The organism is Eubacterium sp. AM05-23 (genome assembly GCF_003477535.1).
In the GTDB taxonomy this organism is placed as follows: Bacteria; Bacillota; Clostridia; order Eubacteriales; family Eubacteriaceae; genus Eubacterium; species Eubacterium maltosivorans.
Window position 1 is genome coordinate 188,233 of record NZ_QUDF01000004.1, and the last position, 18,462, is coordinate 206,694.

General features: G+C 56.7%; 20 protein-coding genes. 11 read left to right on the forward strand and 9 right to left on the reverse strand.

Annotation, left to right across the window (positions count from 1 at the left end; all coding sequences use genetic code 11):
* Nucleotides 1–222 precede the first annotated feature (222 nt).
* Together DW091_RS06780 and DW091_RS06785 are read left to right on the forward strand one after the other, a co-directional pair.
* Entirely contained in the window at nucleotides 223–603 is a 381-nt protein-coding gene (locus tag DW091_RS06780; protein WP_058695108.1) for a metalloregulator ArsR/SmtB family transcription factor, read from the forward strand.
* Nucleotides 600–1,388, forward strand: coding sequence for an EFR1 family ferrodoxin (locus tag DW091_RS06785; RefSeq protein WP_118517739.1), 789 nt, complete (start codon nucleotides 600–602; stop codon nucleotides 1,386–1,388). Before DW091_RS06780 ends, DW091_RS06785 begins: the two co-directional genes overlap by 4 nt.
* Here DW091_RS06785 and DW091_RS06790 read toward each other — a convergent pair.
* Nucleotides 1,361–1,942: a LysE family transporter gene (locus DW091_RS06790; protein ID WP_058695107.1), complete on the reverse strand. Its 582-nt coding sequence runs from the start codon at nucleotides 1,940–1,942 to the stop codon at nucleotides 1,361–1,363. The genes DW091_RS06785 and DW091_RS06790 overlap by 28 nt on opposite strands.
* 140 nt (nucleotides 1,943–2,082) lie before the next feature.
* Here DW091_RS06790 and DW091_RS06795 point away from each other — a divergent pair, with 140 nt between their 5' ends.
* The 3 genes from DW091_RS06795 (at nucleotide 2,083) to DW091_RS20680 (ending at nucleotide 4,051) form a co-directional block, all read left to right on the forward strand.
* Nucleotides 2,083–2,625, forward strand: a complete 543-nt coding sequence (locus DW091_RS06795; protein ID WP_347561011.1) for an XRE family transcriptional regulator — start codon at nucleotides 2,083–2,085, stop codon at nucleotides 2,623–2,625.
* 237 nt (nucleotides 2,626–2,862) lie between these two features.
* Nucleotides 2,863–3,948 (forward strand): ribosome small subunit-dependent GTPase A, encoded by a 1,086-nt coding sequence (gene rsgA / locus DW091_RS06800; protein WP_118517741.1) that lies wholly within the window; start codon nucleotides 2,863–2,865, stop codon nucleotides 3,946–3,948.
* The gene (locus DW091_RS20680) at nucleotides 3,926–4,051 is read left to right on the forward strand and encodes a hypothetical protein (protein WP_263422106.1); all 126 of its coding nucleotides are present in this window, start codon (nucleotides 3,926–3,928) and stop codon (nucleotides 4,049–4,051) included. The genes rsgA and DW091_RS20680 overlap by 23 nt, the downstream gene beginning before the upstream one ends.
* Nucleotides 4,052–4,117: 66 nt before the next feature.
* Here DW091_RS20680 and DW091_RS06805 read toward each other — a convergent pair whose 3' ends face one another.
* On the reverse strand, nucleotides 4,118–4,498 hold the full coding sequence (locus DW091_RS06805; RefSeq protein WP_058695104.1) for a helix-turn-helix domain-containing protein: 381 nt from the start codon (nucleotides 4,496–4,498) through the stop codon (nucleotides 4,118–4,120).
* A gap of 183 nt (nucleotides 4,499–4,681) precedes the next feature.
* On the opposite strand from DW091_RS06805, the gene larC (DW091_RS06810) reads away from it, so the two are divergent.
* The 6 genes from larC (DW091_RS06810) (at nucleotide 4,682) to DW091_RS06835 (ending at nucleotide 10,046) form a co-directional block, all read left to right on the forward strand.
* Nucleotides 4,682–5,185 carry a nickel insertion protein gene (larC, locus tag DW091_RS06810; protein ID WP_118517742.1) on the forward strand — a complete coding sequence of 168 codons (504 nt, stop codon included), beginning with the start codon at nucleotides 4,682–4,684 and terminating at the stop codon, nucleotides 5,183–5,185.
* Between the two features lie 26 nt (nucleotides 5,186–5,211).
* Nucleotides 5,212–6,993: a hypothetical protein gene (locus DW091_RS06815; protein WP_118517743.1), complete on the forward strand. Its 1,782-nt coding sequence runs from the start codon at nucleotides 5,212–5,214 to the stop codon at nucleotides 6,991–6,993.
* 107 nt (nucleotides 6,994–7,100) lie between these two features.
* Nucleotides 7,101–7,850 carry a nickel pincer cofactor biosynthesis protein LarB gene (gene larB / locus DW091_RS06820; RefSeq protein ID WP_118517744.1) on the forward strand — a complete coding sequence of 250 codons (750 nt, stop codon included), beginning with the start codon at nucleotides 7,101–7,103 and terminating at the stop codon, nucleotides 7,848–7,850.
* 9 nt (nucleotides 7,851–7,859) lie between these two features.
* A complete protein-coding gene (larC, locus tag DW091_RS06825; RefSeq protein ID WP_118517745.1) occupies nucleotides 7,860–8,591 on the forward strand; it encodes a nickel pincer cofactor biosynthesis protein LarC in 732 nt (243 codons plus the stop codon).
* A 282-nt stretch (nucleotides 8,592–8,873) separates the two neighbouring features.
* A complete protein-coding gene (locus DW091_RS06830) occupies nucleotides 8,874–9,626 on the forward strand; it encodes an N-acetyltransferase (RefSeq protein WP_096919344.1) in 753 nt (250 codons plus the stop codon).
* A gap of 18 nt (nucleotides 9,627–9,644) precedes the next feature.
* On the forward strand, nucleotides 9,645–10,046 hold the full coding sequence (locus tag DW091_RS06835; protein WP_118517746.1) for an SRPBCC family protein: 402 nt from the start codon (nucleotides 9,645–9,647) through the stop codon (nucleotides 10,044–10,046).
* Nucleotides 10,047–10,106: 60 nt separating this feature from the next.
* On the opposite strand, the gene DW091_RS06840 is transcribed toward DW091_RS06835, so the two are convergent.
* From DW091_RS06840 to DW091_RS06870, 7 genes are all read right to left on the reverse strand, one after another.
* Nucleotides 10,107–10,613: a winged helix-turn-helix domain-containing protein gene (locus DW091_RS06840; RefSeq protein ID WP_074616208.1), complete on the reverse strand. Its 507-nt coding sequence runs from the start codon at nucleotides 10,611–10,613 to the stop codon at nucleotides 10,107–10,109.
* A 15-nt stretch (nucleotides 10,614–10,628) separates the two neighbouring features.
* Nucleotides 10,629–13,289 carry a magnesium-translocating P-type ATPase gene (mgtA, locus tag DW091_RS06845; protein WP_118517747.1) on the reverse strand — a complete coding sequence of 887 codons (2,661 nt, stop codon included), beginning with the start codon at nucleotides 13,287–13,289 and terminating at the stop codon, nucleotides 10,629–10,631.
* Between the two features lie 111 nt (nucleotides 13,290–13,400).
* The gene (locus DW091_RS06850; RefSeq protein ID WP_038353611.1) at nucleotides 13,401–14,084 is read right to left on the reverse strand and encodes an MgtC/SapB family protein; all 684 of its coding nucleotides are present in this window, start codon (nucleotides 14,082–14,084) and stop codon (nucleotides 13,401–13,403) included.
* Between the two features lie 42 nt (nucleotides 14,085–14,126).
* Entirely contained in the window at nucleotides 14,127–14,327 is a 201-nt protein-coding gene (locus DW091_RS06855; RefSeq protein WP_347561010.1) for a conjugal transfer protein, read from the reverse strand.
* A 12-nt stretch (nucleotides 14,328–14,339) separates the two neighbouring features.
* Nucleotides 14,340–17,102: a magnesium-translocating P-type ATPase gene (gene mgtA, locus DW091_RS06860; RefSeq protein ID WP_118517749.1), complete on the reverse strand. Its 2,763-nt coding sequence runs from the start codon at nucleotides 17,100–17,102 to the stop codon at nucleotides 14,340–14,342.
* Between the two features lie 51 nt (nucleotides 17,103–17,153).
* Nucleotides 17,154–17,465 carry a DUF3784 domain-containing protein gene (locus DW091_RS06865; protein ID WP_058695093.1) on the reverse strand — a complete coding sequence of 104 codons (312 nt, stop codon included), beginning with the start codon at nucleotides 17,463–17,465 and terminating at the stop codon, nucleotides 17,154–17,156.
* A 521-nt stretch (nucleotides 17,466–17,986) separates the two neighbouring features.
* Nucleotides 17,987–18,379 (reverse strand): hypothetical protein, encoded by a 393-nt coding sequence (locus DW091_RS06870; RefSeq protein WP_118517750.1) that lies wholly within the window; start codon nucleotides 18,377–18,379, stop codon nucleotides 17,987–17,989.
* Nucleotides 18,380–18,462: the final 83 nt, after the last annotated feature.

Below are 18,462 nucleotides of genomic sequence, written 5' to 3' on the forward strand. Positions count from 1 at the left end.
TGCGCCGATCTTTTTTAATGGTAACGACTTTCTTTACCAATGTGGCACAATTTATCCGATCTGTTATAATGGTTAAAGAATGTTAACGAAAGAAGGTGGAAATCATCATTAAGCATTCCATTAAAATGATCAGGGAAAAATATATTGGTCTCGGCCTGTGCCCAGAGGTCTGCGTTGCATGGAGCGCCGTTCTGGACGCGCGGGATTTATAGGAGGGGCCCTATGGAAAAAACATGTGAAGAACGGATTGCTGAGATTACGCAGGGCTTTGAGGCCTGCCGGAATGCCTTTACCGCCATCGGCGATGAGACCAGACAGCTCATCCTGCTGGTGCTTTTGCAGAGCGACCTGTCCGGTATCCGGGTCGGTGAGATTGCTGAAAAAACCCACCTGACAAGGCCCTCGGTGTCCCACCATCTCCAGATTTTGAAAGAGGCAGGCATTGTGAACATGCGGCGGGAAGGAACCCGGAACTACTATTATATCAGCGCGGATGAAACCCAGTGGAAAGCCCTGGCAGAGCTGGTAAACAAGATCTACGACGGTGTGGTGCACATTGGTGAAAATGGCGCGCACGTCTTTGAAAGGAGCAGTTTAAAATGATTTTATATTTTTCAGGCACCGGAAACAGTGCCTACGCAGCCAAAAGAATCGGCCGGGAAATCCAGGATGAGGCCCTCGACCTCTTTGATAAAATAAGGAATCACGACCACAGCGCCCTGTCCTCAAAGCGGCCCTGGGTGGTGGCTGCGCCGACCTACGCGTGGCGGATTCCCCGGGTGGTGAGTGACTGGCTCATGAAAACAGAGCTTGAAGGCGCCCGGGACATTTATTTTGTGCTGACCTGCGGCGGTGGTATCGGCAACGCCGGCGCATATCTGAAAAGGCTGAGCGAGGCCAAAGGCCTGCGTTACCGCGGATGCGCGGAGGTCAGGATGCCCGAAAATTACATTGCCCTTTACGACGCGCCTGGCAGGGAGGAGGCCCTGGCCCTCATCGACAAGGCTGAGGCTCCGATCAGCGCCATTGCCCGGCGCATCGGGGAGGGGGCAGTGCTGCCCGGACCGTCAGCCACCTTTAAGGATAAAATCCAGAGTGGACTGGTCAACGATGTGTTTTACCCTGTAGTGGTACATGCCAGCAAGTTCCGGGTCACCGGCGCCTGTATTTCCTGCGGGAAGTGCGAGGCGGTCTGTCCCCTTTCCAATATCCGGATGGAAAACGGCAGGCCCCGCTGGGGCAAACGCTGCACCCACTGCATGGCCTGTATCTGCCGCTGCCCGAAAGAGGCCATCGAGTACGGAAAGCACAGCGAAGGACAGCCGCGGTATGTCTGCCCAAAGACCGTTGAGTCCCCGGTTTATAAAAACAGCGAAGCCGCGCAGTAAACCAGTAAAAGAGCCATGACCAGATTGACCGTTTTGGTATGTCTGGCGAAAAACTGGCAGAAAGCAGCGCCGAACAGAGCCCAGACAAAGGAACCGGAAGCGCCGATGAGCGACAGAAGAACCGTGAATCCGGCCAGCGCCCAGGGGGATTGGTAAAACGGCAGAATATAAAGGGAGGCGGCCGTAATGGCGTAGATATAGATTTTTGGGTTGGCGAATTGCAGGAGCATGCCCGACAGAAAACGGGCCTCCCCGCCGCCCTTTTCCTTTAAATCCGCTGTGCTTTTCCAGACCTTCCAGGCAAGGTACAGCATGTAAGCGGCGCCCAAAACCTGCATGATGATTTTTACCCTGGGCAGGAAGGTGTAGAGCGTTGCGCTGAAAGCCATGCAAAGTGTCATGATAACGGTAAATCCGGCCAGGATACCCAGATTAAACCGGACGCTGCGCCGGAAGCCCAAGCGCGCGGCGTTGCTCATGGAGAGCAGGTTATTGGCCCCCGGTGTGTAGGCAGTGATGAAGCAGTAAATCAGAAAATCGTATAAATGAAACAATTCAAACCTCTCTTTCCTTTACAAAAGTGCTTTTAGATTATATAATAATACAAAGTGAATATTATATCGCACAAGGTGTGTGATATAATGATACATCTTGTGCGATATAATGTCAATAGGGAGGTGTTTTTTTGGATACAATGAATCAAATCATTGCTAAAAATATAAAAAGGCTCCGTGAGGAGCGAAAATTGAGTATGGATGAGCTCGCGAGGCTGAGCAGCGTGAGCAAAAGTATGCTGGCGCAGATCGAACGGGGAGAGGGCAACCCTACAATATCGACCCTGTGGAAGATATCGAATGGCATCGGCGTCCCCTTTGATACCCTGACCCTTCGTCCCAAAAAACCATATGAGATCGTAAAAACCGCAGAGCTGCAGCCGCTGCTTGAGGACAATGGAAAAGTGAAAAACTACGCGCTTTTCCCCGACGATGAGAACCGGCGCTTTGCCGTCTATTACCTGGAGTTGGATAAGGGCAGCTACTGGGAGTCGGAGCCGCACCTGCGGGGAACCACTGAGTTTATCACCCTGTTTGGGGGACGTGTTGAGATCTGCGCAGACGGCCAGCGGCTCATTGTGGAGAAGGGGGAAAGTATCCGGTTCAAGGCTGATACTGCGCATTCCTATAGAAATACAGGGGATGAAACCGCCATACTGCATATGATTCTTTTTAACCCATAATGGGGTATGAGAAAAATTGGGGGTTTGAGCCAGAAAGCTTAAAGGATGCGCCTGGGCTTTGCCTTTGTCCCCGGATATGTTAAAATGATGCTGAACAAAATAATCAAGAAGGAGAACATGCTTTATGTATCAAAACCGTAAAACGGATATTGTGTCAGGCCGGGAGGTCTGCGCAGCATAACGCGTCAGAAAGCCTCCCATAGGTTAGTGTAATGCAACTTTAAGGAGGAAAAAACATTGAATAATATCACATTGAAGCAGATGGGAATGAATGACCGGCTAATCGAGAGTGCAGGCGAGTACAGCGGGCTTTACGCCGGGCGGGTAGTGTCGCAGTATAAGGATTCTTACCGGGTGATGACCGAGAAGGCCGCGCTGATGGCCGAGGTCTCTGGCCGGCTCCGGCATGGGGCGGCCGGGCCCGCGGATTTTCCAGCGGTGGGCGATTTTGTCATGCTGGACCGGCAGAGCGACGCGGGCGGCCATGCCATTATCCACCACGTGCTCCCGAGAAAGAGCGCCTTTATCCGCAAGGCGGCGGGCACAGCCCAGGAGGAGCAGGTGGTCGCCAGCAACATCGACACGGTTTTCATCTGCATGGCCATGAATAAGGATTTTAACCTGAGGCGGCTGGAGCGGTACCTGGCCATTGGCTGGGACAGCGGTGCGGCGCCTGTGGTGGTTCTGACCAAGTCGGACCTGTGCGAAAACCCGGCGGACCGCCTGGCCGAGGCGCAGTCCACCGCCATCGGGGCCGACGTTGTCATGACCACAGCTCTGGGCGGCGTGGGCTTTGAGGCGGCCATGCCCTACATGAGACCCGGGCAGACCGTGGCCTTTATCGGCTCGTCCGGCGTGGGCAAATCCACGCTCATCAACGGCCTGGCAGGAGCAGAAATATTTGCCACCGGCGGCCTGAGAAGCGACGACAAGGGCAGGCATACTACCACCCGGCGTGAGCTGATTCTGCTGCCAGGCGGCGCCATGGTCATCGACACACCAGGCATGCGTGAGCTGGGCGTGGAGAGCGCGGACCTGGACAGGGCCTTTGCCGACATCGAGACCCTGGCAGAGGACTGCCGGTTCCGGGACTGCACGCATACAAACGAGCCGGGCTGCGCGGTGCTATGTGCGGTGGAAAAGGGCGCGCTGGACGCGGACCGGTTTGCGAGCTACCAGAAGCTGAAAAAGGAAGCAGGCTATGAGGGCCTGAGTTCCCGCCAGATCGAGGCGAAGAAGCTGGAGCGCATGTTTGGCAGCGTGGGCGGCATGAAAAACGCCCGGCGTTTTTTAAAGGATAATGACAAAAGAAAAAAGCGTTAAAAAGAGACCGGCGCGGTTTTGCGCCGGTTTTTTTGTGTTGGCAGCCGGAAAGCTTAATGAAAGATTTAGTAATGGTGCATTGAGCGCAAAAGACTTGCCTTGAGAGAAATATGTGTTACAATAGGGCCAAGAAAATGTTTACATCGATGGGCACTTTCGAATAAAAACCTCAGGGAAGCTGGCTGCAGCTCTTGCAGGAGGGCAGCTCCGCCTCGAGATCCCGGGTGGTGTTGGCCTTGGCCCAGGCGCAGATATTCTGGAGGATGGGCAGGACAGACCGCCCCTTATCGGTCAGGGAATACTCGACCCTTGGGGGAATCTCGTTATACTGGGTCCGGATAATCAGGTTGTCGGCGATCAAATCCTTTAGCATGGAGGCCAGAACCGTGTCGGTGATGTTACTCAGCTCTTTCTTGAGCTCCTTGTAACGCATGGCGGAAGACAGGGACAGCACGCAGATGATACGGGCCTTCCATTTGCCGCCAAAGGCCTCGAGGCCGTGCTCAATGGGGCACATTCTTTCTTTTTCGAGTTTGTGCTGGTATTTCATAGGTTCCTCCTATCGCTTGTTTTATTTAATTTTAACACACTTTTCGGTTTTGGGTAAAAAATTTTGCGGTTTTCCCATTACTCATTAATTTATGAGTGACTCATAAATTTGTAAACAACTTGTTTTGGGAAAAAATGGTGATAAAATGAAGTTAAGAAATCAATTACATCGGGGGAGGGAAGAATGATGGAGATTCATTCCAAAAACGGCCTTGTCTTTATGGTTCAGGTTGACCACCTGACAGGCGAGTGTGTAGGCCAGGCCATCGACCACCTTTATGGCGCAGGGGCCGCGAATGTCCAGGTGGTGTCTGCCATCACCAAGAAAAACAGGCCGTCTTACATGTTTTTTATTGACTGCTGTCCCGCTTCCGGAGATGCGGTGGAGGCGGCCATCGCCAGCGAGCTGACCAGCGGCGGCTGGCACCGGATCAGCACCGAGCACCGCTACCAGTATAATGATAAGCTGAAGCGGCCGGTGGAACTGCAGTACCGGGGAGAAAGCCTCAGCCTTACCGTTGAGGGCAAGCGGTTCGAGAGCGGCAGCCTGCGGCCTGAGCACGACAGCGTGATGGCCATGCGGGCGGCGGTCTATGAAAAGTGGGGGCGGTCCGTCGCCTATGACGCGGCCTACCATATTGCCTTTTCAGTCCTGAGGGACGAAGAAAACAGTGTTTATCAAATTTAATTTTAAGATTTTCAGGAGGGAATATCATGAATGATGTTAAGAGCAGAGTGATCTCTGCAGTGGAAATGGCTTCGGTATCCAATATTTCGAATCTGACCAACGACCGGATCGAGGCGCTGGCCGGCGGGCACGGCATGGTCAACATGGCTATCCACACCGTGGCCAACGTGATTACCAAAGAGCTTTTAAAGGGAGAACGTCTCTCCATTGAGTTCGCGGACGCCAGACGGCTGCCGGTGGACGATATTATGGAAAAGGCCATCAATGTGGCCAAGAAATCCGGCGCCGACGGGGCCAACGCGGCCCTGATCACCGCCTGTATCATGTACCTGGCTGGCTCCGCCGCCCAGGTGGGCATTCCGGCGGGTAACCGGAAGCTGGGGGCCACAGCCCGCATGATGGCCGGCGTGGACCGCAGCGGCGTGGCCGCTATTCCTACAGCCAAGATGAACAATAAGATCTCGGCTTTCCCGGCAGTGCTGGCCATCAACAAGGCCATGATGGAGGGCACCCTCTCGTCCCTTGACGGGCGCAACGTGCCCATGAACGTGGGTGGCGGCCCGCTTTACGGCCACAGCGCTCTGGGCGAGGACTATGTCTGGCCTGAGCTGGCCGTCAATGGCGCGCGCATCGGCACGCAGGCCATGCTGGACGCCATGGCAGGCGCGGTGATGGTTCCCCATCCCTTCACCGCCGCGGTGCTGGGCGCTGCCGCCATTTTGGAGATTATCCATCCCGACGCCGAGGTGCCTGAGGGCGAGGGCGTCTACGGACGCACCAGCTCGGCCTATCTGGTGGGTAAATCCGCAGTGGCCACCGCAGGACTGCCGGAGGAAGTACACTTCAAGGTTACCGGCGAGGCAGTGGACACGGCCAAGCTGGTGGGCGACGTGGGCCTGATTCTCAAAGACATCGGCGCGCCGTCGGTCATTGGCATGATGGCCTTTGATGAAATCTTCTCCTGCTTCCAGGAAGGCATCGCGGGCTTTTCCGGCGGCCCGGTCAACGCGCCGCTGGGCCATGTGGGCGCTTACGCGGTCATCGGTATGAAGGCCCTGATCAAGAATGAGGGCGACGCGGCCAAAACCGGCCGGGAAATCGTGGCTGAACGCAGCGCCTGCTCCTTTGATCCGGAGGTGGCGCAGCTCAGCATTAACACCATCTGCCGCAAGGCCAACGAGCTGTGGCGCGGCCCAGTGACCGATATGCTCATCGACGCCACCGAGCCTGCCCGCGCCTGGGCCATTCATCGCCGGGCAGAGTACGCCTATGATCAGCTTGAAGCCGGCACAAGCCTGGAGGCCGTCGTGTCCAAATTTGACGATGACCGCATCGCCGAGGTCGAAAAGAACGCTGGCGTTCTGCTCTCCGGCATGGTGGGCGAGCCGGTAACCATCAAGGTGCGCCGGATCGAGCCCGCTGCCCGCAGAACCTCCAAGCTGGCTCAGAAATACTGGTCCTTCGACCCGGCGGTGGACATCACCGTGACCGTGGGCGAAAATGTGGCCGAGATGGACGGCTTTGTCCATGACATTATCCCCAAGGTGGTACGTGGCGAACGGGACGACGTGGCCTGGGCAGTGCCTCTGGGCGCGGCCGTGATGGATGAGCTGGCCCTGTGCGCCTGCAGTATCTTGAACGTGACAGTGCCCGCGGCGGTGGCGGCGGCCATGAAGAAATGCGCGCCGGACGAAGCCGGCGACATCGTGGAAAAGGCCGCGCACCTGACCCGCGCCATCCCGGGCGGCAAGTTTGCAGCCCAGAAGGTTGCGGCGCTGGCACTCAGTATTGTGGAATACCAGGCATAGCAGGCCGAAGCAGCAGCCAAGGCAGAACAGTGCGCGCCCGCGGGTCCAGAGTTACCTGGATCCGCGGGCGTTGCTGTCTGCCGGATTAAGAAAAGGGGAGCAGGAAGATGACAAAAAAAGAAATAGAACAATTGTTAACCGCGGTGCGCTCCGGCGCTCTGGAGGTGGGCGACGCCCTGGAGCAGATCCAGGAAATGCCCTATAAGGATCTGGAGTACGCCAAGGTGGACTATCACCGGGAGCTGAGAAACGGCTTTCCCGAGGTGATCTACAGCCCGGGAAAAAGCCTGGAGCAGATCCAGGGCATTGTGGCCGATATGCTGGAGCGCACAAAGGGCAATATCCTGGCCTCCCGGGCCGACGAGCAGGTCTACGCGGCCATCCGGGAGCTGACCGGGGACGCCATTTACTATAAAGACGCCCGGTCGGTGGTGGTCAAGCGGCAGGAATACCCGGTGTCAGAGGATTATATTGCGGTCGTGACAGCAGGCACCTCGGACATCCCGGTGGCCGAGGAGGCGGCTGTGACCGCCATGGTCATGGGTAACGCCGTGCGCCGCTTGTACGATGTGGGCGTGGCGGGTATCCACAGGCTGCTCGACAATGTGGAGGTCATCAACAGGGCCCGGGTCATCATTGTGGTGGCCGGCATGGAGGGCGCGCTGGCCTCAGTGGTGGGCGGCCTCACGGACAAGCCGGTGATCGCCGTGCCCACCAGCATCGGCTATGGGGCCAACTTTGGCGGCATTTCGGCCCTTTTGGGCATGCTGACCTCCTGCGCCAGCGGCATTGGCGTGGTCAACATTGACAACGGCTTTGGGGCGGCCTGCATGGCCTCGAAAATCAACCAGCTTTAGGAGGAACGGATGAAAATCGTGTATTTTGACTGCTTTGCGGGCATCAGCGGCGACATGACACTGGGGGCCTTTCTGGACTGCGGCGTGAGCGCTGAGACTCTGCGGCAGGAGCTTGAAAAGCTGGGCCTGCCCGGCTTTCACCTTGAGATTGAAAAGACGAAAAAGCGGGGCATCACGGGCACCAGCTGCCGGGTGGCCGCTGACCGGGAGGAGCACAGCCACCGCCATTTCGCTGAGATCCGTGAGATGATTGGGAACAGCGGCCTGGACGCGCCGGTCAAGGAAACGGCCCTGGCCATCTTTGGACGGGTGGCACAGGCCGAGGGAAAGGTGCATGGCCTGCCGCCCGAAAAGGTTCACTTTCATGAGGTGGGGGCAGTGGACTCCATCGTGGATATTGTGGGCGCGGCCATCTGCGCCCACGCCGTGGCAGCGGATAAATTTCTGGCCTCCGCGGTCAATACAGGGCAGGGCATTGTGGAATGCGCCCACGGCGTGCTGCCAGTTCCGGCGCCGGCCACAGCCGAGATTTTGGCCGGCACAGGCCTTGAGCTCTACGCCCGCTGCGCTGAGGGCGAGGCTGTAACACCGACTGGCGCCGCCATTCTGGCAGAGCTGGCCAGCCCCGCAGGCGGTTTTCCCGCCATGCGCGTGGATAAGGTGGGCTACGGCTTTGGCGAGCGCGAGTTCGAGGTGCTTAACGCCCTGCGGATTTTTATCGGCGAGGCGGACGGACTGTAGACAAAGTTGAAAGTCTCCGGCAAAGTTAAAGCGAAAGGCAATTTCAGGTGGAAGGTGGAAAGTTGAAGGTTGAAGGTTCATGACCCCTTTGGCTGACGCCAAAGCGAATTTGCACCTGAACTTTCCACTATCCACTTTCAACTTTCCACTTAAAAAACCCTCTTTTTAACGCTTTAACTTCTCATGATAAAATTTTCTGACACGCTCAAACCTGACAGACATTGTCAGGTTTTTTTGGTATAATGGTACAAAGAGCCAAAAGGCGGCAGAGGGAGGAAAGCAATGAGTGAAGCGTATATTAATCTGACGGCTGGGAATCTGGACAGCGAGCATTTGTGCTGCGCCATATCCGACAAGAAGCACCAGTGCGGTGTGGGGGTGAAAAAGCAGTGGCTGCGGGACCGGCTGGCCGAGGGCCATGTTTTCAGGAAGCTTGACGCCAAGGGAAAGGTTTTTATCGAGTACGCGCCGCTGGAAACCGCCTGGGCGCCGGTGCAGGGGGAGAACTATCTCTACATCTACTGCCTGTGGGTGTCGGGCTCCTTTAAGGGGAAGGGCCACGGCAAAGCGCTTCTGGACTACTGCGTTCAGGACGCCAGAGACCAGGGCCGGTCGGGCGTGTGTGTGATCAGCGCCAAAAAGAAAAAGCCCTTCCTGTCTGATAAAAAGTTCCTGGCGCACCAGGGCTTTGAGGTGGCAGACAGCATCGGCGAGTACGAGCTGCTGGCCCTGTCCTTTGACGGCGCCCTGCCCTGCTTTTCGGAGAGCGCCCAGCGTCAGGCCGCTGACAGCGATGCGCTCACTGTTTACTACGGCATGCAGTGCCCCTATATTCCAAACTGCCTTGAGCAGATCAAGGCCTTCTGTGCGGATAACAGCGTGCCCCTCAGGCTGGAGGCAGTGGATTCTCTGGAGAAAGCCAAGGCTGTGCCCGGTATTTTTAACAACTGGGCGGTCTTTTATAAGGGACAGTTTGAGACCGTGCACCTCCTTAACGAGGGTGCGCTCAAAAAGCTGCTGAACCGGCAGCGGTGAACAGAAGGGAGATAAAAAATGGCAGTTGCAACAAAAAAAGTCCGCTTTTCCTGCGGCATCGATACACTTTGGAATACAGTGGTGGACAATGAGAACAGCGCGTGGCGCAGCGACCTGAGCAGAATCGAGATTTTGGACAGCCGGCGTTTTGTGGAGTACACCAAGGGCGGTTACCCCACAGCCTTTACCATCACTGCCCTCGAGCCCTGCAGGCGCTATGCCTTTGAGATGGAAAACACCAACATGAAGGGGCGGTGGACAGGTGTGTTCAGTGAGGAAGACGGCCAGGCGGTCCTCACCTTTACCGAGGAGGTCGCCCTCAAAAAGTTTTTCATGAAGCCCTTTGTGGGCGCTTACCTGAAAAAACAGCAGGCCCTGTACGCGGCCGACCTGGAAAAAGAGCTGATGAAAGAAAAATAAGCGCAAAAAACAGCGTGTGGAAGAAACTATCCGCGCGCTGTTTTTTTGCGCGTCCTGCTTTCAGGAGCGCGGGTCTGTAAACTTATAGCCAATGCCCCAGATGGTCAGGATAAACTCTGGCGCGTCGGGGTTGGGCTCAATCTTTTTCCGGAGCTTGCGGATAAAAGCCATGATGTTGCTGTCGGCCATGAGGTAGTCCTCGGCCCACACCGCCTGGTAGATCTGTTCCTTGGTAAAGACCTCGCCTTTGTTTTTAGCCAGAAAGTGCAGGATATCAAACTCCTTGGGGGTCAGGCCAATCTCTTTTCCGTCGTAGAGCACCCGTCGGCTTTTGGGGTGGATCTCAAGGGCGCCGGCGTAGATGCCGTCGTCCATGAGGCCGGCCAGGCTCTCGCTGTGGCCGGCCAGGCCCAGCACAAGGGTCGCCGCATCACCGTCGAGGAGGTCACGCAGGCCCTGGCGCAGCTCCTCGGCGTAGGCAGACTGGACCGGCAGGGTCTCCAGGGCCTGGTACAAAGACTGGGCAAGGGCGGAATCCATCATGATAAAGCTTGCGTTTTTTTTCATCTGGGTTCCTCCTTTCTAGATCAGTTCGCCGTATTTCGTGGTGTAGAGCCGTTTCAGCACAGTGGTCAGCAGCATGTAGACCGCCACGACAGCCAGCAGAAAGCCAAAGTAGCGCGGCGGGAGTATGGTCAGCCCCAGCACGCTGAACAGCGGGGTAAAGGAAAGCCCGGTGAACAGCAGGATACCGGCAACGGTGATGAGCATGACCGGCGTCGAGGGACGGCTCTGCAGAAACGGAATTTTTTCGGTGCGCAGCATATGCAGGATGAGCACCTGAGTCCACATGGATTCTAAAAACCACCCGGTCTGGAATACCGCCATATACTGGAGCTGCAGGGCCGGGTCGGTGAGCTGGGTATAGAGCAGGCCGCCGGTAAGGGAGGGGCACAGCACAAAGTACAGAAACAGAAAGGTGATCCCGTCGAACAGTGAGCTGATGGGCCCGAAAAAACCCATGAACCGCCCCAGGGTTTTTCCCGACCAGTCCCTGGGGGAGGCACAGGCCCCGCTGTCCACGCGGTCCCAGGGGAGCACAATGCACAGGGTGTCGTAGAGCAGGTTCAGCAGCAGGAGCTGGATGGCCGCCATCGGCAGAAAGGGCAGGAAGGCGCTGGCGAAGACAATGGAGAGTATGTTGCCAAAGTTTGAGCTGGCAGTGATTTTGATGTATTTGGTCATGTTGGTAAAGGTCTTTCGTCCCTCCAGAATGCCGGCCTCCAGGACGTTCAGATCCTTTTGCAGCAGGATGACGTCCGCCATGTCCTTTGCCGCGTCCACGGCGGTATCCACCGAGATGCCAACATCGGCCTGGCAGATTGCCGGAATATCGTTCATGCCGTCGCCCAGAAAGCCCACGGTGTGGCCGTTTTCCTGCAGAGCCTCCACGATCCGCACCTTCTGGCTCGGGCTCAGCTCGGCAAAGACAGCGGTTTTTTCCGCGGCGCGGCGCAGCTCCAGGTCGGACAGGGTGTCCAGCTCTGTGCCGGTGAGCAGGCTGTCTGCGTCGACGCCGATCCGCTGGCAGACCGAGCGGGCGATCTGCCGGTGGTCGCCGGTCAGGATTTTGGTCTGGACCTGCAGTGCTCTCAGCCCGGCAATGGACTGGGCCGCGGTGCGCTTGGGCGCGTCAAAGAACGCCAGATAGCCCATCAGGATCATGTCCCGCTCGTCGTCTGTGGTGACATGGCTCTGGCGGTTCAGGGCCTTCCGGGCTACAGCCACCACCTTCATGCCGTCCTCCAGCATCTCGGCCACCACCGCGTCCAGGCTGGCTCTGCCGTCCCGGGTAATGGGGCGGATAGCGCCCTGGTATTCCACAAAGGTACAGCGGGAAAAGACTGCCTCCACATCCCCCTTCATGACCAGGGTATGCCCGCCGCTGCCGGCCAGGAGAATGCTGGCGTACTTCCGGTTATAGTCAAAGGGAATCTCATCCACCTTTTGGTACTGCCTGGCCAGGGCTGCGCAGGCGTCCTCCTTTCCCGGCATGGTCCGGCATTCCAGAATCGCGGCGTCGATGGGGTTCCTGACGCCGGAGTGGTACAGGCTGTTGAGGTAGGCGAAGCGGAGCACTTCCTCGCTCTCATTACCCAGGATATCCATGTAATATTCCAGGAGGATACCCGCATTGGTCAGGGTGCCGGTTTTGTCCATACACAGGATATCCATGCTGCCAAAGCCCTGCATGGCGTTGATGTCCCGGATAATGGTCTGCTTTTTAGACATGGCGACGCTGCCCTTTGCCAGGCAGGAGGTGATGACCATGGGCAGCATTTCCGGCGTGAGTCCCACAGCCACTGAGAGGGCGAAGAGAAAAGCCTCCACCCAGCTGCCCTTGGTGATGCCCGCGGCCACAAAGACAATAGGCACCAGCACAGCCATAAACCGGAACAATACCCAGGCGATGGAGGCGGCGCCCTTTTCAAAGCTGACCGGGGACAGCGCGTCCGGCCCTTTAAAGCTGCCGTACAGGGTCTCCCGCCCCACAGCCAGCACTGTACCCTCGCCCTTTCCGCTGATGACGGTGGTGCCCATAAAGACAAGATTTTGATATTGGGAGAAGGCCATCTCCTCCTGACAGCTGTAAACCCGGCTGTCCTTTTCCAGGATGCCGCTCTCGCCGGTGACGGCCGACTGGGAGACAAAGAGGTCCTGGGTATGGGTGAGGCGTATATCCGCCGGGACGCGGTCGCCGGCAGCCAGGAAGACATGGTCGCCCACCACCAGTTCCTCGGCGGGGAGGGCGAGGCGCACACCGTCCCGTTTTACATCCACATGGGTGTGCACCAGCCGGTCGAGCCGGTCATAGGCGCGCTTTGAACGCAGCTCCTGGGTCAGGCGCACGGTGCCGCTGATGAGGATCATCACAGCGATGATGACCACTGTGCCGGTGTTTCTGGGGGAGCTGCCGCTGTACCAGAGGTCAGTGGCCAGAGCGACCAGGCCCAGCACAAACAGGATCACCGTAAAGGGGTTGACAAAAGCCCGGCGGAGTCGGGCGCTCATGGCCTCGGCCTTTCCGGCAACCCCGGTGTTGGCTCCGTATTTTTCCTTCATGGCGCCGATCTGGTCTAGCCGCAGCCCGTTTTTGGTGGTGCCCAGGTCCCGGTACAGGGCGGCGGCATCGGAGTGGGCGTATTTTTTGATCCGTTCATTTAAGGGCGATGTTTTTTTCAAGGGAACACCTTCTTCCTGAAAATTTCATTTTGCTGGTTCCTATTGTAGCACACCTTACATGTAAAAATTCTTGCGATTTCTTGCGATTAAAAAAGCCGGACATAAGCCCGGCTACTGAACCTGCTCCCACTTGGCGGAAACCTTGTCCTCATTTTTCAGGCAGCTCGTGGTGATCTGCTCTATGACAGGGATGGGGTTCCGGTAAAAGCAGGTGTATTCTGCGATGATCTCGATGCGGCCGCCGGGCAGGTCGTTGCTGTCCAGGCTCACCAGGTACATTTTCCGGTTCCGCACCGCGTTGATGAGGTAGCTGCGCAGGCGGCCCTCATACCGCTCGTCGCACACAACGGATACAGTGTAACGGTTGTCCGTCTCAGAGAAATTGACCAGCGGGTAGATCCGCCTGGCCACCGGGCGGGAGAGGATATTGGCCGCTATGAGGATCAGTGCTGCCACCAGGGCGAAAAGGATCCTGCCGGTTGCCGAGAAGCAGCCCACCGCCGCAGTGCACCAGAGTGTGGCGGCAGTGTTGAGCCCCTTGACGTTTCCGCCCTCCTTGAAGATGACGCCGCTGCATAAAAAACCGACCCCCGAGATAATGTAGCTCTCGATACGGCCGATGTCGGAGTAAAGCTCGATCACCATGGGAAGCTGTAAAAACAGGCAGGTTCCCAGGCAGATAAGAATATTGGTCCGGATGCCGGCAGGGTGCCCGGTGAACTGGCGCTCCAGTCCAATGATAAAGCCGAGCAGCAGCGCGACGCCAAGGCGGAATACAAAATCATAGATGTTCATCGTGACACCCCCTTCGGTTTGTTATTTCAGAAAGCCGCAGGCTTACTGCGGCCGGCTGTGGGCGCGGGCCTGCGCGGCAGACTGCACTGCCTGTTTTTGGGGCTTAAGGCCCCAGAGCACTGCGTTCATTACAACCACAGCCAGCAGGCAGACCAGCATGGCGGCCCAAAAGCCGAGGTTGACGCCCAGCAGCTCCGTGGTGTTAAAAAGGCTTATCCAAAGCATATTAAAGTTCATCATCATACTCCTTTCGTTTTAGAGAAGGTCCCCGAAATGCCGTACATAGGCTTTTTTCACACTGGTGGCAAGGCACATGTACAGGATAATGCATGGGGCCAGGTAGGCAAAATAGAGGGACGGCAGCGGCATGAAGCCCAGGCTCGCGCCAAAAGCGGTAAAGGGCAGGGCTGTAACCACCCCGCATCCGATAAAGGTGAGCAAAGTAAGGCCCGCGGAGGCCCGGCTCTGGATAAAGGGCAGCTTGTCGGTACGGATCATATGGATGACCATGGTCTGGCTCCACATGGATTCCACAAACCAGCCGGCCTGGAACAGCGCCGTATAGCTTATCTGCATCTGGGCCAGCTCGGCGCCGGAGAAGTGGGATGCCAGGTCATTGTACAGGACGCCGCCGGATATGAACATGGGGCAGAACACAAAGTACATGACGGCATAGGTGGTCCAGTCGAAGATGGAGCTTGTGGGCCCGAGCCAGAGCATAAAGCTGCCCACCGATGAGGCGTCCCAGTTGCGGGGCCGCTTCAGAAAGTCCTCGTCCACGTTGTCCCAGGGGATGGCGGTGCAGGTCAGGTCATAGATCAGGTTTAAAAAGATCAGCTGCGCGCTCTGCATGGGTAAAAAGGGCAGCAGGGCAGAGGCGGCCAGCACCGAGAACATATTTCCAAAGTTTGAGGAGGCCGTCATCTTGATGTACTTGTTCATGTTGGCGTAGGTTTTGCGCCCCTCGATGATGCCCTGCTCCAGGATCATCAGGTCCTTTTCAAGGAGGATAATGTCCGCGGATTCCTTGGCAATGTCTACCGCGCTGTCCACAGAGATACCGACGTCGGCTGATTTCATAGCCGCCGCGTCGTTGATGCCGTCACCCATAAAGCCGACCGTATGGCCCTTTTCGCGCAGCACTGTGACAATGCGGGCCTTCTGGTCGGGTGAGAGCTTGGCGAACACATCGGTGCGCTCCGCCATCTTTGCCAGGGTGAAATCATCCATTTTGTCAATGTCGGAGCCCAGGAGCAGGTTGTTGATCTTAAGGCCCACCTGGCGGCAGATAAACTGAGTGACCTTTTCGTTGTCCCCGGTCAGAATCTTGGTCGTCACACCGTATTCCCGCAGCGCCTTAATGGCCGCGAAGGCAGATTCTTTCGGCGGGTCTAGAAAGGCAAGGTAGCCCATGAGCACCATGCCGCACTCGTCCTTCACGCCAAAGGTGCCCACCGGTGACGGGTTTGTCTTCTGGGCGACAGCGATGACCCGCATGCCGTCGTTGTTGTAGGCGTCGACGGTCTTCAGGATATTTTCCCGGATTTCGTCGGTCAGCGGCTCGACCCTGCCCCTGTACTCCGCAAAGGCGCAGATCGAGAGCATTTCCTCCACCGCCCCCTTGGTGACCATCTGGGTCTTGCCGTTTTTGTCGCTGACCACAGTGGAAAGGCGGCGGCGGGCGAAATCAAAAGGGATTTCATCCACCTTGGTGTAGGTTTCGGACAGGTCCGTCAGCCTTGGGTCAGAGGCTTCCTCCTCCTCGGTCTTGCGGATAATGGCGTGGTCCATCAGGTTTTTATACCCTGTCTGGAAATAGCTGTTGAGGTAGGCGTGGCGGAGCACCCGGTTGTCCTTATTGCCCATCACGTCCAGAGAATACTCCAGCACCACGCGTTCCTGGGTCAGGGTGCCGGTCTTGTCGGTGCAGAGAATATCCATGGCCCCGAAGTTCTGGATGGCGTTCAGGTTTTTGACAATGGTTTTTTTCTTGGACATGGACACAGCGCCCTTGGCCAGGCAGGTGGTGACGATCATGGGCAGCATTTCCGGGGTCAGCCCGACAGCGATGGAAATGCCGAAGAGGAAAGCCTCCAGCCAGTCGCCCTTGGTCAGCCCGTTGATGACAAAGACCACGGGTACCATGACAAACATAAAGCGGATAAGCACCCAGGAGATGGCGTTGACGCCCTTGGTAAAGCTTGTTTCCACAGCTTCCCCCGCTACAGAGGAAGCCATGGAGCCAAAGAGCGTGTCATCACCCACAGAGATGATGACTGCGGTGGCGCTGCCGCTGATGACATTGCTGCCCATAAAGACAATGTTCGTATAGTCGGTGACGGTGCCGGCTGTGCCGTCGCAGGCAAGTGGGGTTTTTTCGGTGGGTTCGCTTTCGCCGGTCAGGGCCGCCTGGCTGACGAACAGATCCTTGGCGTGGATAATCCGCGCGTCAGCGGGGATCATGTCGCCGGCGGAAAGGTGGATGATGTCCCCGACGACGGCCTCGTCCAGAGGGATCTCCTGGGTGGCGCCGCCCTCGCGGTCAACGGTGCAGGTGGTTGTGATCATGCCCAGCAGCTTTTCGGCCGCGCTGCCGGAGCGGGATTCCTGAAAAAAGCGCAGGGTTCCTGAGATCAGAACCATGGTCAGAATAATGACGACAGTCTTTAGGCTGAAGTCATCCGGTGAATTCTGAATAAGCGGCAGAATAATGTCGGTGATCGCAGACACAAAGGCAAGGCAGAATAAAATGGCAGTAAAGGGATTAATGAAGGCTTCCGCCAGCCTTCTCGGCAGTGTTTTCTTCTTTTCATGGGTGACCTTGTTGTTACCATAGGCGCTGCGGCTGGCGGTCACATCCTTTTCCGTCAGGCCCCCCAGCGTGGTATTGAATTTTTTTAAAACCGCAGGGATTTTGCTGGCAGCCGCAAAATGGATGACTGCGCTGGCCTGTTCTCTGCGGGCAGCGCTGTCAATTCTCTTTTTTACAGCTCCGTTGTTTTTTTGAATCCTGTTCATGGGTCCATACCTCCTGATAATAATGGTGCGGTGCGTGAATGCAGGGCTTGCTTACTCCGATTTGTACCAGCCTGAGTGGTTGATAAAAGCAATATCAAGGCTGGTCAGGATAAACCAGGCAATCATGCACCACATGAACGCAGTGTGGTGGAACGCCGGGTTAAAGCCAGCGGCCAGAAATACAGCGCTGGCAGCGCCCACCACACATCCGATGTTCCGGCTGAGCCGGTCAATGCGTATTTTGCTTTTTTCACGTTCGGACATTCTCTGCCAGACGTTGAGCCAGCCAGGGGTCAGCCCGGCGAAAAAGGCGGCTCCGGCCGCCAGAAAGATCAGCCCGAAAATAATGCAGTATAGGTTCATTGGTGCCACACTCCTTCTGTGTTTCTGGGAAAGGCTGAAAAAGGGCATAAAAAAACCACCGCCTTATGCCGCTTCAGCGCATATCCCTTCATTTCCGAAAGCTTCCTGGGGTTTGGGTATGCAACAGTAAGTGGAAAACATAAACGATGGAAAACAGATTATGGAAAAAAGGCAGAGGTATCAACACCCGGAGGGCAGTCTGCCGCCTGGGGATACGGCGGGAACGCCGCCTGCCCGCAGGCCTGCTTTTCTGATCGTTTTGTCGGGTCCGCTGTTACTGCAACTATCCACGGTGTTTCATCTCCTTCCGTTAATTTCTTAAGCTGTGCCCGTAAGCACTCTAACAGTATACGCACAGCGGATATAAAATCCTATGGTTAAAACCTTGCGATTTTCTTGCCAAACCGCAATATTTGACAAAAAGAAAACAGCGCACAGACAATAAAACGCTGTGCGCTGTTTTCAGGATGGGGTATAGAAAAAGTCCAGGCTGCCCGGCTCGGCGCCGAGGCCGGCCTCAATCAGGGACGCTGTGGTCCGGAGCCTGTGATCAAGCTGCTCGGGTGTCCAGTCAAAAATACCGGGGCCGAGCAGAAAACAGAATACGGACAGAATAATCTCACCGGTTTCCTGGGGCAGGGGCAGGTAAAGCTTCCCTCCAACACGCTCTGGTCGATGATCTCCGCCACAATGGGCGAGAGGCCAGATAGAGATTTCTGATGGATACAGGCATTTTGAGGCAGATGCAGGTAGCGGTCGAAGTCAGTTGAGGTCTGGAGGCTGCGGTAGGCCTGGTACAGGACCTTGAGCTTTTCAGGCGCTGTGCCGCCATTTCTGGACACCAGATCGCGGCACCGTGCAATACGTTTGGCAATATCGCTTACCGAGGAGGTCGCCCCCAAAAAGTTTTTCATGAAGCCCTTTGTGGGCGCTTACCTGAAAAAGCAGCAGGCCCTGTATGTGGCCGACCTCACCCGGGAGGTTGAGAGAACTGTTT

Excerpts from the sequence above, each read along its gene's own strand:
- DW091_RS06780 (WP_058695108.1), top strand. The coding sequence starts at position 223 with ATGGAAAAAACATGTGAAGAACGGATTGCTGAGATTACGCAGGGCTTT.
- DW091_RS06785 (WP_118517739.1), top strand. The coding sequence starts at position 600 with ATGATTTTATATTTTTCAGGCACCGGAAACAGTGCCTACGCAGCCAAA.
- DW091_RS06795 (WP_347561011.1), top strand. The coding sequence starts at position 2,083 with ATGAATCAAATCATTGCTAAAAATATAAAAAGGCTCCGTGAGGAGCGA.
- DW091_RS20680 (WP_263422106.1), top strand. The coding sequence starts at position 3,926 with ATGACAAAAGAAAAAAGCGTTAAAAAGAGACCGGCGCGGTTTTGCGCC.
- DW091_RS06805 (WP_058695104.1), bottom strand. The coding sequence starts at position 4,498 with ATGAAATACCAGCACAAACTCGAAAAAGAAAGAATGTGCCCCATTGAG.
- larC (WP_118517742.1), top strand. The coding sequence starts at position 4,682 with ATGATGGAGATTCATTCCAAAAACGGCCTTGTCTTTATGGTTCAGGTT.
- DW091_RS06815 (WP_118517743.1), top strand. The coding sequence starts at position 5,212 with ATGAATGATGTTAAGAGCAGAGTGATCTCTGCAGTGGAAATGGCTTCG.
- larB (WP_118517744.1), top strand. The coding sequence starts at position 7,101 with ATGACAAAAAAAGAAATAGAACAATTGTTAACCGCGGTGCGCTCCGGC.
- larC (WP_118517745.1), top strand. The coding sequence starts at position 7,860 with ATGAAAATCGTGTATTTTGACTGCTTTGCGGGCATCAGCGGCGACATG.
- DW091_RS06830 (WP_096919344.1), top strand. The coding sequence starts at position 8,874 with ATGAGTGAAGCGTATATTAATCTGACGGCTGGGAATCTGGACAGCGAG.
- DW091_RS06835 (WP_118517746.1), top strand. The coding sequence starts at position 9,645 with ATGGCAGTTGCAACAAAAAAAGTCCGCTTTTCCTGCGGCATCGATACA.
- DW091_RS06840 (WP_074616208.1), bottom strand. The coding sequence starts at position 10,613 with ATGAAAAAAAACGCAAGCTTTATCATGATGGATTCCGCCCTTGCCCAG.
- DW091_RS06850 (WP_038353611.1), bottom strand. The coding sequence starts at position 14,084 with ATGAACATCTATGATTTTGTATTCCGCCTTGGCGTCGCGCTGCTGCTC.
- DW091_RS06855 (WP_347561010.1), bottom strand. The coding sequence starts at position 14,327 with ATGATGATGAACTTTAATATGCTTTGGATAAGCCTTTTTAACACCACG.
- mgtA (WP_118517749.1), bottom strand. The coding sequence starts at position 17,102 with ATGAACAGGATTCAAAAAAACAACGGAGCTGTAAAAAAGAGAATTGAC.
- DW091_RS06865 (WP_058695093.1), bottom strand. The coding sequence starts at position 17,465 with ATGAACCTATACTGCATTATTTTCGGGCTGATCTTTCTGGCGGCCGGA.
- DW091_RS06870 (WP_118517750.1), bottom strand. The coding sequence starts at position 18,379 with ATGAAAAACTTTTTGGGGGCGACCTCCTCGGTAAGCGATATTGCCAAA.